7 protein-coding genes are annotated in these 13,069 nt (G+C 36.8%); all 7 read right to left on the reverse strand.

Features of this window, described 5'->3' with window-relative positions:
- Positions 1-8: 8 nt before the first annotated feature.
- From GJJ64_RS07505 to GJJ64_RS07535, 7 genes are read right to left on the reverse strand one after another with little or no spacing between them, the layout of a single operon-like run.
- Positions 9-1,619, reverse strand: coding sequence for a hypothetical protein (locus tag GJJ64_RS07505; protein ID WP_229655493.1), 1,611 nt, complete (start codon positions 1,617-1,619; stop codon positions 9-11).
- Positions 1,620-1,646: 27 nt separating this feature from the next.
- Positions 1,647-4,232 carry a glycoside hydrolase family 95 protein gene (locus tag GJJ64_RS07510; RefSeq protein ID WP_154287124.1) on the reverse strand — a complete coding sequence of 862 codons (2,586 nt, stop codon included), beginning with the start codon at positions 4,230-4,232 and terminating at the stop codon, positions 1,647-1,649.
- Positions 4,233-4,236: 4 nt separating this feature from the next.
- Complete coding sequence (locus GJJ64_RS07515) at positions 4,237-6,702, reverse strand: glycoside hydrolase family 95 protein (RefSeq protein ID WP_154287125.1); 2,466 nt, start codon at positions 6,700-6,702, stop codon at positions 4,237-4,239.
- Position 6,703: 1 nt separating this feature from the next.
- Positions 6,704-9,166, reverse strand: coding sequence for a glycoside hydrolase family 2 TIM barrel-domain containing protein (locus tag GJJ64_RS07520; RefSeq protein ID WP_154287127.1), 2,463 nt, complete (start codon positions 9,164-9,166; stop codon positions 6,704-6,706).
- 38 nt (positions 9,167-9,204) lie between these two features.
- Positions 9,205-10,893, reverse strand: coding sequence for a hypothetical protein (locus GJJ64_RS07525; protein ID WP_195759253.1), 1,689 nt, complete (start codon positions 10,891-10,893; stop codon positions 9,205-9,207).
- Positions 10,894-10,900: 7 nt separating this feature from the next.
- Positions 10,901-11,371, reverse strand: coding sequence for a c-type cytochrome (locus tag GJJ64_RS07530; RefSeq protein ID WP_229655494.1), 471 nt, complete (start codon positions 11,369-11,371; stop codon positions 10,901-10,903).
- Positions 11,358-12,650, reverse strand: a complete 1,293-nt coding sequence (locus GJJ64_RS07535; protein WP_154287131.1) for a PQQ-dependent sugar dehydrogenase — start codon at positions 12,648-12,650, stop codon at positions 11,358-11,360. Before GJJ64_RS07535 ends, GJJ64_RS07530 begins: the two co-directional genes overlap by 14 nt.
- Positions 12,651-13,069 lie beyond the last annotated feature (419 nt).

The raw sequence follows: 13,069 nt of genomic DNA on the forward strand, positions 1-13,069 counted from the left end.
ATGAAATATTACTTTAAATTTTTACGAGCATTTAATTGCGCTATGTACAAAGAACTTGGCTGTAAGCCTTCTTTATTTTGTCCTTCCCACTCACCATCCGGACGGTCGCCAAGTTTGGTATTGATTCTTTTTTCTGCTATGACACCAATAGCATAGTTTTTACCACTTACATAAGGGTTTTGTAGAGTTATTTCTTTAGCTCGGCAATTCCAAAACACTTGGTTTACGCCAGCCCAACCATGTCCCGTACCAGAGTTTCCTCTGTCTTGAACATTCATCTGCCCGTCTGTTACTACGTTATCATAAAGAGTACCCATTGTCCAACGGTGGTGCGGACCAATATCTGAATGGGTTTTAGATGCTTTACAATTGTAAAATACATTTGGTCCAAGAACTTGAGCAGCTGTAACATAATCATGTCTGCCCTCAGTAGTTTCTAAATTCATAAAGAGGTTTTGCTGTCCGACGTTGTTAAAAGAATAACGTCTTCCACCAGTTATTTGCGATTTTCCATCTAAACATTTAGAATCAATTACAGTAACTTTCTTGGCGCCTCTTTCTAAACTTACGCAAGAGTATCCAAAATATTTAGAAACGATGTTTCTAGCCCAAGCATTCTCAACCTTATTAAATTGTACAGCTATCCAGCCATGCTCTTCATCGGTATCATTGGCATACTCTGATTGTATCTCTAAATTTTCTATACCTACTTCTTTAATTCTTCCTGTAAAAGTATATTTATAAACTTCGCCACCACCGTATTGTGCTTCCATAGCCATAACTATAGGATTATCAATAAAAATAGTATTGCCTTCTATTTTGGTTATTTTACGCTCGAAAGGGAAATTATAGGATTTAGTATCCCACTGTCTGGTGTCTGATTTGGGAACAATTTTATCCATTTTTAAATCAGCAATCCATTTTTCTGTAGCTGGCCTGTACACAATAATATCATCTCCAACCTGATAATCTTTAGCAGATTTCACTTTAAAAGATTTAGCACCAACAGGGACATAATCATCAGTAATTTTTACCCTTGTGCCATTAACTTCTTTAACATCGCCATCACCAGAAACCACAATTAGGTTTCTTTTCAACTTTCCTGTGGCAACCAAAACAGTCCCTTTTTCTCCTCTTAACACTATACCGCCCGTATTAATCCTAATAACACCGGGTATTTTATAAGTTCCCTTTTTGAGTAATATAGCCCCACGATGCCCCATGCTGTTGGGCTTTAATTTTGCCACTTCATCTATAGCTTGCTGTATTAGCTTTTCGCTATCGCCAGATGTTGGTACAGTAAGTGTTTTTACAACTTTAACATCAGGAATTGCTTTATCTCCGTGGTGATAGCCCACTCGGCTAAAATCTGGAATGGTATTCCCTTGCTTATCTGGGAAATAGGTAATACTACCATCGGCGTTAAGCTTTAAAAACTTAGACTGCCACGTTGCATTAGAAAATGCAAAGAGAAGTGTAGTGGTAATTGCTACCAACAAAAAAAACTTTAAAGGATGTAATTTCATTTTATAATTGGTTACTATGGGTGTACCAAATAAACGGCATTTTTGCGGTATAAAAATCACATCAATTACCTTAAAAATAAGCTGAATTAACATCCTATAAGATTGTTACAAATTCAAGTTTTATAAAGGTACAATCATGTACTTCATCCCTTTTTGAGTGTTAAAATCGATAGTAAATTCTTTTGAAGTATTTAAGTCTGGTAGTTTCGCTTGTGCTACTTTATCGTATTTAACATCATCAAAATGATAATATAAAGGATTTGGATTTTTACCAGATGCTGCCTTACTAGCTATACCCACAACTTTAACAGGTATCTTAGTGGTTAAACGGCAGTTTCCTCCTATGTGAGATACTAGAGTAGCTTGTGTTAACTGACCTTTATCCCAAGAAATATCTATGGTAAAATTTCCTCTCGCTTTAATTCCTTTAATTACACCTTTTTCCCATTCTTTAGGCAATGCTGGTAGTAAACTTATAGCGTCAGTATGGCTTTGCATTAACATTTCTATAACACCTGCTGTAGCTCCAAAATTACCATCTATCTGAAATGGCGGATGTGCATCAAATAAATTAGGATAGGTGCCACCACCGCTCATCTGGAAATTACTTAACTGGGCATTAGCACCAGCGCCACTTTCTTTCTTTTGTACAGGATCTATCTCGGTTAAACCGGCCTTTAATATCTCTAAAGCTTTATTCCCATCTTGTAGCCTTGCCCACCAATTGATTTTCCAAGCCATAGACCAACCGGTACTGATATCACCACGGTGTATAAGAGACTGCTTTGAGGCTGCTGCCAATTCTGGCGTATTCTGTGGAGTAATATGATTACCCGGAAACAAACCAAAAAGATGAGAAATATGTCTGTGTTTATCTTCAGGATCATCCCAATCTTTAAACCACTCTTGCAACTGCCCGTGTTTACCAATCTTGTAAGGATATAATTTCTGATAAGCATTTTCTACCCGAGCTCTTAAAGCTGCATCAACATTTAAAACCTTAGATGTATTTAAAAAAGCTGAAAAAAACTCTTTGGTGATACCCATATCCATAGTGGTAGCCATGCTCATCTCATATTCTTTACCATTTATTTTAAATACATTCTCTGGCGAGGTTGATGGGTTGGTAACCAAGTGTCCGTTAGCATCTTCTTGTAACCAATTTAATAAAAACTGGGCTGCACCTTTCATTAAAGGATAAGCTTTATTTCTCAAGAAATTAACATCGCCGGTATATAAATAATGGTCGTATAAGTGCATACAAAACCAAGGACTACCCATTGCCCAGGCAGACCACCGTGGTGTTCCTCTAGGGTCCCAATCGTACCCACCTGTAGGTGATGTTTTAGCCCATATATCGGTATTATGATGTACTGCCCACCCCTCATTAATCCCGTAATTGGTTTTTAGAGTTTCTTTTCCATTAACAGCTAATCTCCCAATAAAATCAAATAATGGAGCATGTAATTCAGAAAGGTTTCCGTTTTCTGCTGGCCAATAATTCATTTGTGTATTGATGTTAGCTGTATAATTACTACCCCAAGGTGGTTGTACTAAATCATTCCAGATACCTTGCAAATTGGTTGGTAAAGAACCCGGTCTCGAGCCGGCTATCATCAAATACCTTCCAAACTGAAAATATAAAGCCTGTAAGCCTTGGTCGTTACCGCTAATACCTTGTCTTTGCAAACGGATATTAGTAGGTAATTTATCTAAATCTGAATTGCTTTTTAAAGTAAAACTTACACGATTAAACAGTTTTTGATGATCTGCTACATGCAACTGTTTCATCGCAGTATAAGACTTTACAAAAGCTTTGTTCATGTCTGCTTGTGCCTGTATAGCTGGGTTTTTACCCTCTAAACCTGGCGATTTATCAAAACCATTATAACTGGTAGCATCGGTAAGGTAAATGGTTACTGCATTTGCTTTACTCACCTGTAATTGATTTTGCAATGATTTAACCGAACCACCTTCTGTTTTAATTTTTAGATGAACTTCAAAAGTCATCCCTTCCTTTTCATCATAAACAATCTGTTCTGGTTCTGTACTTCTATGAGCTACATGCTTAGGCGCTTTACCTTTTAATACTAAATAGTTAGCAGCATTTGCCCGTGTAACATACTTTAGTTTGCTATGTAGCTGAGTATTAAAGCTTATAGCATTTGGCTTATCGGCAGTTATGCGTATCAGTAAAACCCTATCGGGATGGCTAATAAAAGTTTCTCTGGTATAAGTAACTCCTCCTACTTTATAGGTAACCTTATGGATGGCTTTGCTTATATCTAACTCTCTTCTGTAAGTGGTAGCTGTAGAATCTTTAAAGTTAAAATCCAAATATAAATCTGCCATGGTGAGATAACGGGCAGAATAAGGTCCTTGTAAGTTCTTTTTCCAAATATCTGTTGCTTTACCATAATCTTCAGTATTGATAGCTTGCCTTACCATAGGTAAAGCTGCTACCCCTTTAGGATTATTACCAGCGTTTGGATAACCAGACCATAAAGTATTATTATTGAGTTGCAGGCGCTCTTTGCTGACATTACCAAACACCATTGCTCCGGTTTTGGCGTTGCCTAAGGGTAAAGCCTCTTCCCAAACTCTGGCGGGGCTTTGATACCATAATTTATTTGAGTTCTCTTGAGCAGCAACTAAATACGACGATAAACTAGCAGCAACTATCAGTAAAAAACGCGTTAACATCATTAGTTTAAAATTTAAAAGAGTAGGTTTTACCTGGTTTAGCATCTATATCAAATTCTTTTGATGCTTTTATACCCACCGGATTTAATTTGGCTTCAGCAGCAATAATAGGTTTCTTAACTTCTGGAACTTCGTAAAAAGTATTAGCATTTAAGCCTTGAGCTTCTTTTAATCCTAGTGGTTTTATGCTCATTAAATCTTCATTAATTCTTAACCTGCAATTACCTGCTAAAGAAGATTTTATAGTTACTGATGTTAGCTTTTTATCCTTCCAGATAATATCTATCTCGAAACCACCTCTGGCTTTTAAACCTTTTATACTTCCGCTAGGCCAATTATCTGGTAAGGCTGGTAAAATATGTAAAGCACCATCATGAGATTGCAAAAGCATTTCTGCGATACCTGCCGTACAGCCAAAATTTCCATCTATTTGGAATGGTGGATGTGCATCAAACATATTAGGGTAAGTACCCCCTCCGGTTACACTCATTGGCATAGCTGGATCTACCAATCGTAATTGGTCTGTTATTAATTTGTAAGCATGATTTCCATCTAAAAACCTAGCCCATAAATTTACTTTCCAACCCATAGACCAGCCTGTTGCCGGGTCGCCACGGTACAATAAAGAAGTTCTAGCTGCATCAAATAGTTCTGGAGTTTTGTATGGAGATATTTGATTACTAGGGTACAAGCCGTAAAGATGAGATACATGACGATGTTTATCATCTGGGCGGTCTAAATCCCACATCCACTCTTGTAATTGACTATGTTTACCAATTTGCATAGGTGCTAATCGGGCTTGTGTAGCGGCTAGTTGTTTAGCAAAATCAGCATCAATACCTAAAATTTCAGCTGCCTTTATGGTCTTTCTAAACAAATCAAACAAAAGCTGATTATCCATAGTTGCGCCTGCTGTTATAGAAACTCTTTGCTTAGCCACTTGTGTATTTTCTGGCGAGTTTGATGGCGATACTACTAGCCATTTATTTTTAGGCTCTTCTTGTAAAACATCTAAGTAAAATTCGCAAGCACTTTTTAATATCGGATAATGCTCTTTTAAAAAATTAACGTCTCCGGTAAACTCATATCTATCCCAAAGATGCTGACTCAGCCAAGTGCCTCCCATAGGCCATAAACCTGCATAAGGCCTATCAACAGGACCTGTAATTCTCCAAATATCTGTGTTATGATGCGCTACCCAACCTTTAGCACCATACATCAATTGGGCTGTTTCTTTTCCTGTTACAGAAATATCCTTAATTAATTTAAACAATGGCTCATGCAGTTCGGTTAAATTGGTAAGCTCGGCAGGCCAATAATTCATTTCTGTGTTGATGTTGATGGTATATTTACTATCCCAAGATGGATTAACCTGAGCATTCCAAATACCCTGTAAATTAGCTGGCTGTGTACCCGGTTGCGAACTTGATATTAACAAGTACCTACCAAACTGGAAATAAAGCGCTGCTAAATGCGGGTCGTTACTTTTAGCAAATTCATAAATTCTTAAGTTAGTTGGCTTCTTAACAGCATCATTAACGCCTAAATCTAATTTTACACGGTTAAAATATTGCTGATAAAACTGAATATGTTTAGCTAATGCTTGAGGATAGTTTACCTGAACAGCTTTACTTAAATAAGCACTCGCTTTTGCTGAGGCATTACCTGAAACATCTTTATAATTAATAAAATTAGTTGCTATGGATACATAAATAGTAGCTGAGTTTGCATTTTTTACTCTCCATTGTTTATCTGAAAGTTGTGTTGTGCCACCATTGGCAAGTACTTTAACTTGAGCTTCAAATTTTACTTGACCTTTTTCACCTTCATGGTCTGATGATGTTCCGCTTAGGATAAGTTTTTGATTAGCTACTTTTTGCTCTCCCTCTAAAGGTGATGTTAAAGAAGCATTGAAAGTAATTTTACCTGCTTCGCTTGCGGTTAGCCTAACAATGATGGCTTGGTCTAAAAATGAAGAGAAAATCTCTCTTTTATAGCTCACTCCTTTTAGTTTATAGGTAACAGTTGCTACGGCCTTTTCGATATTTAAATCGCGGTAATAGTTTTGAACTTGCTCATGCCCCGGAAAATCTAAAAATAAATCTCCAACAGGTTGATACATCATGCCACTATTTTTTTTAGGCATGAGTTCAACATCGGCCAAAGCCTGCGCTTCTACAATTTTACTTTCTGCTAAGAGTTTTCTTACAGCAGGAATGGCTTTCCCAGACTCGGCAGTTACGTTATTATTTGGACCACCAGACCAAACTGTTTCTTCATTAAGCTGCAACTGTTCTTTAGCGGGGCCTCCAAAAATCATAGCACCTAAACGTCCGTTACCTATTGGCAAGGCTTCGTTCCAGTTGGCAGCAGGTTTATCGTACCAAAGTTTTAAAGTTTTATCTAAACCAGCTTGACTAAAACTTACTTTAGAAAAAGCCATTAAAAGCAATAAGGAGATGTATTTCTTCATCTTATAAAGTTAATAATTCTGAAGGTACACCTTCTGATTTAACAGCAATGGTATTTTTGCCACCATTAGTTTTAACACTTATTAAAGCTCGGCCATTGTAGAACTGCACATATCTAGAGCCTGTAGAAGTTCCTTGATTATCTATCAATTCACCATCTCCGGCTAAAGAAAAACGTACCCAATTTCTAGAATCTAAACAAGTTACGCCATTAGCATCTTTAAGTTTTACTTCTATAGTAGCTTTACCATTTTCTTCAGCAATTTTACGTACTTCTAATTTTGCTGGAGCCCCCCATTGTCTGGTTTCGTATTCAAAAGTAATCTCGTCTTCTAAAACGGTTTTACCTTTTTTAGCAATTACCTTAACATGATTTTTACCTGCATTTGGCGCTACATTCCAACGTAAACCTGCCGCAGGGAAATCCTGACTGTTACGCTTTTTAACCCCCTGGCTTTTACCGTTTACAAACAATTCGGCCTCATCACAATTAGAGAAAACTTTAATCATTTTTTCTTCTCCAGCTGCACCCCAACGTACAGGCCAAGTGTGTCCATAAATATGTACCATAGGCTTTTTGGTCCAGTAAGACTGGTAAACATAGAAAACCTCTTTTTTAGTGAAATCTCTTTCTACAACTCCTTTTTGGTTCATGTAAGGTACAGGGTTATCAGGCCTTACCGGGGTAGAAAAATCTTTGAAAGGCCATTGTGCAGTACCTGTTAGCCAAGGCATGGTTTCTTGTTCTTTCAAATGCCAATCAACTAGGTTTACGATGTAAGATTCGCTCCAATCACCATCTTTAGAAACCCTACTAGCACCACCAATTAAAGAAGCATCTCCGGCTCTTTCATCGGCGCCAACGCCAGTTTTAACTTTACGTAAAGCGTTATCAGGGTTTTCGGAATGACGGCGAGCATGACCATCGCCACCCCACTCTACATGTAAAAAGTGTTTAACTTTCTTAAATTCTTCTTCAGAAACTTGCTTATATTCTGTATAAATACCGCGATACCAGCCGGCCCAAATAGAAGGCGAGTAAACATCAACAATGTCTTTACAGAAATCGCATCTTCTAATGGCTGTTTTACGGGTAGGGTCTAAAGCATGTGAAAGATCATGAAGCTCTTTCATAAATACTCTGATTTTCTCTTTATCAAATTCCGGAAAATCTCCAGGCCAATCGTTCTCATTACCTAAACCCCAAATGATTATGGATGGATGATTATAATGCTGCTCAATCATGTTAGTGAGCATTCTACGAGCTTGTTGTTTATAAACATCGCCACCTAAACCACCACGACACCAAGGAATTTCTTCCCAAACCACCATTCCTAAGCTATCGCATAAATTTAAGATGGTTCTAGATTGCTGATAATGACCTAAACGGATGAAATTGACACCCATATCTTTCATCATCTTCATTTCGGTACGCATCATTTCATCTGTCATGGCGGCGGCAACTCCGGCATGGTCTTCATGACGGTGTGTACCTTGCAACAGCAAACGCTTTCCGTTTAATAAAAACGGCCCTTTCTCTACAAATTCAAAATGTCTAAATCCTATTTTTTCTTGATGTTGATCTACACCATCAGCAGTTTTAACATTTAATTCAACGGTATAAAGTGTTGGTTTATCGGTAGACCAAAGCTCGGCTTTAGCTACTTTTATATTAGCAATTTCTAAATCTTTACCCGTTAACTGAATTTGCTTTTTTTGTGTATTGATAACTTTACCTGAGGGTGATATCAACTTAAGTTCTACCTCTGCATTGCTAGCGCTTTTAGGATTATAAAACCTAGCTTTTACATTTAAGGATGCATTTTTACCGTCTTTATCTACCGTGGCTAATGCAAAAACCTTATCAACCGAGAGCGCTGGTTTATAAACTAAATTTAAGTAACGATAAATACCTCCGTAAAGGTTAAAATCAGATAAATCTGATGGAATAAGCTCTAAATCACGTGAGTTATCTGTGCGTATAGACAAAGGTATTTTACCTTTAAACTGTTTTTGATAAACATCGGTCTTTTGGAAAGCAGCTACAGCATCGGTAATATCAACGGTAAATTCATCATATCCACCAACGTGAGAACCTACTTTTGTTTGATAGATATAAACATCGGTCTTTTGCCCAGCGCCTTCAAAATGTAATAAAGTTCTTCCTGTTTGATATGGATTTTTAACCTCTATTAAAGTTCTGTACCAAGATGGTCCTTGGTAATAATTCATATCTGGGTCTACTGAATCTTCTGCGTTTACGCAATGTGGTAAACTTACTTTTTGCCATAGGGGTACACTTTCTGGGTTACCTGCGCCTACTGGTCTAACAGCTTCCCAAATACCTCCTAAATCTTGTTTTAGGAACTCCCAATTATCATTTAATCTTATTTTTTGTTGAGCAATTACTGAATTTTGTAAGCCTATAACTACAAGGACTAGCCAAATGATATTTTTCTTTAACAAAGCGTATGATTTTAGTTTAAAGTAATGATTAATAAAAATTAAGGATTAAAAGCACCTTCGCCAGCCCAGCTTTGAAGTTGGGCGGATATACTACCCATTCTTTGTGCTGGGATGGTAATATTATTTACGGCTGCATCGCCCAACCTATCTTTGAGTTGTGCTAAGTATAAGCTTCTTGGCTGAACATGGACATTGTTACTCTCAAAATAACCAGTGCCAGAAAACCTTAAACCTATAACACCCACACCCCAATTTCTTGCTCCAGCAGGGCTATCAACTACAACATCAGAACTAACAGATCTACAATTCCAGAACATGGTTTGTGCTCCTGCCCAACCATGGCCAGAACCCATATCGCGTCTGTTCCAAACTCTCATCTGGCCACCATAAATATTATCAAACAAAACTCCTGTAGCCCATCTATGATGTGGACCAATATCTGAGAAGGTTTGAACCGCAACACAATCTAGAAAGACATTTGGACCAGGTACTTTTGAACCTGTGACAAAATCATGTCTTCCACCTCTTGTAAAACAACGCTGAAATAAATTAAAAGATGCAGAATTTTCTAAGTTGAAAGAATATTTTCTACCTCCATCTGTAAGAGATTTCGGATCTAACATAGCACAATCTTCTACCGTATTGAAAACACAATTATCGCTAATAGAAACACAGGCATAACCAAAATATTGGGCCGTTACTCCTTTTACCCAGCAGTTTTCCGTTCTTGATAATTCTATCCCAATCCAACCATGTAATTCATCAGTATCATTGTTAAAAACAGAAACCAAACGCATATTTTCTACTCCAGAATTTTGAATTCTGCCCGTAACGGTGTTTCTACCAACTCTACCTCCACCATGCCTAGTCTGAATAGGTTCTACCATAGGAGCATTTAAAGTGATATTATTACCACTTATGGCCGTAACAATACGCTCGTAAGACATGTTATAACCGGTTGCTGTCCATCCATATTGTGCCATTTCCAATAAATCAATCCAAGCTTGATTTGGAGTTCTTGTAACTAATACCTTATCACCTACAGTTAAGCCGTTTGTATTTTCTAAGTTAAATGATTTTACGCCCGTTGGAACATAACTATCGGTAATTAGCCTTCTTGAGCTTGAAATTTCTCCAAAACCAGAACCGCTTCCTTTTACCTCAATAAGCGTATGCTGGGCTCTTCTGGTAGCTCTTAAAATCGTTCCAGACGCACCTTGCCCTACACCCCTTAGCACTACTCCGCTAGCTTCAATGGTTAATGTTCCTTCTATGTCATAAGTTCCGGCATTTAGCAAAATAGCACCTCTAAAACCATTAGCTCCAACAGGTAAGGCCTCAACTTCATCTATTACTTGTTGAATTCTAGCTCTATTATCTCCAGACTGCGGAGATAAGGTTCTCACTACTGGAACAGCAGGAATAGCTACGCCTCCGCCACCATAACCAGCATTTGAAAAATCAGGAACTTGATTGATTTTATCTGTTTCGCCTTGGTTTACATAAGTGTTATATGCTAATTTACCATTAGTAGCCACATAAACTAAAGAAGTAGTATTTGCAGGCGGCGGTGTTGGTGTAGGTGTAACCGGAGTTTCCTCTTTTGGTGGTGCTTCCTCTTTTTTTGCAACTTCTTTCTTTTTACAAGAAAAAACGGATAAAATAAGTAAAAGCGTAAGAATCTTTAAAGAAGGTATAGTTTTAAAACTGAATATCTTTCTCATCATGATTATTTTATTTTTTACTATTTGCCCTAACTGCTTTTACTTGAGCAGCAGTTATAGCACTGGCCTTATTTTGAAAGCTGTTTCTTACATAGGTAAGTACATCAGCAACTTGTTGGTCGGTTAAAAAAGCCATAGCAGGCATAACGTTAGAATAGGTTTCACCATCAATCTCTACACCTTCACTTAAACCTTTTAAAACGATGTTAATTAAACGAGTTTGATCTCCTAAAACATAAACTGTTTTACTTAAAGGTGGGTTTAAACCGGGTACACCTAAACCATCGGCCTGATGACAAACAGCACAATATTGGGTGTAAACTACTTTACCGTTATTAATAGAATTTTGCATACCAGCGGCTACTGGGGCTGCTTTTGATACCGCTTTTTTAACAGGTGCCTTAGATTTGCTTTGAGCAAAAGCTGAAATTGACATTACTAAAACCAATAATAAACTGGCTATTAACTTATTTACCATCATATACTATTCTAAAAATTGTTCCTTTCTTATCTTCACTTATGTATAAAGAACCATCTGGCCCTTGTGCTAAACCACAAGGACGATACTTTGCTTGGCTAGTAGAAGTAATGTTTTCTGTACCTGCAAAATTGTTGGCGAAAATTTCCCATTCGCCAGAAGGTTTACCATTTTTAAAAGGTACAAAAGCTACAAAAAAGCCTTCTTGCTTTAACGGAGCTCTATTCCAAGAACCATGAAAAGCTACAAAAGCTCCATTTTTATACCTTTCAGGAAACTGGTTACCTGTATAAAACAGTAGTGCATTTGGCGCTAGATGCGCCGGAAAAGCTACTACAGGATCAATAAAAGAAGGGTCGGCTTCCTTTTTACCATCGCCACCGTATTCTGGTGCTAAAATTTTCTTTTTTTGGATTGGATCGTAATAGCTATATGGCCATCCGGCATTATCACCCTTTTTTATCATAAACATACATTCTGCAGGTAATTCTGCATTTGCTTTATCATCATATAAATCAGGAAAAATACTACTTAAGTTATCTCTGCCATGTTGCATCACAAATAAGGTGTTGTTTTCTGGATTCCAATCTAAACCCATCACATTACGCAAACCTGTTGCATATCTTACACCTTCTTTGTAAGATTGATTTAACTTATCTGCTTTAAATTGCCATATCCCCCCAGCAGAATCTAAAGTTGGGCAATTAGGAATACCCATAGAGCCTTTTGCCCTGTTCTGGTACTGACAAGAGTTTGATGGCGAACCTATGTTTACATAAATATTGTTATTGTTATCTAAAACTATAGATTTTGTGTTGTGCTGCCTTTTATTAATTAAGCCAGTTACTAACTTTTCAGGCTTATCTGGTGTAATCACCTCGTAATTATGGTTAAGTTGATATCTAAAAACCTCTTCGTCTGAACTGGCATACAAATAATTATTTTTCAAAAAAATTCCAGTTCCAATATAATCTCCAAAACCAATTTGCTCATCAACTTTGCCATCGCCATTATTATCTTTTAAGTGATATATGGTTTTTTCATTTAAAGCCTTACTTAGCTTTACATAAATATCGCCTTTAGGGGTTACAGTTAAATGTCTAGCTTTCCCTAAATTTTCTGCAACTATTAATGCCCCAAAACCTTTAGGCAAAACTAGTCCAGCGTTATCCTGATCAGGCGATACTTTTACAGGCTTTAATGATTTAGGGTTATCACTTTTAAAAGAAGAGAAGATTATAATACCAATGATTTGTACGATAAGAAATGTATAGCGCTTCATAATTTAACTATCAAATTAAGGCATACAGAAAACGTCTGACCGACCTTATTGTAAAATTTAGAATTATATTAACTTAGGATGAATAACAAAGCTAACTTTTAAAGTAAACATATGGTTATGCTGAATTAGCAATTTATGCAGTACTATTGGCAACCTTATCTTTTTACAAGCTTTGTTGACGAAGAAAAATCAGTAAAAAACCCTTAAAAACACCCTTGTTTTTACGAAATCGATTTCGATTAATAATAAGAAAATATATTTTTAAAAAAGAACTTATATTAACTAAAAGTGTTTTTAAATATTAATTTTAAAATATAATTATAAAAAAGTAAATTATATTTAATTATCAAGAATCAATTCCTACGTCACAACCCTAGTAAGCATTGATTGTAGAGCCTTGTTGGTTTATAATTGCATTA

It is taken from the genome of Pedobacter puniceum, from assembly GCF_009674685.1.
Classification (GTDB): domain Bacteria; phylum Bacteroidota; class Bacteroidia; order Sphingobacteriales; family Sphingobacteriaceae; genus Pseudopedobacter; species Pseudopedobacter puniceum.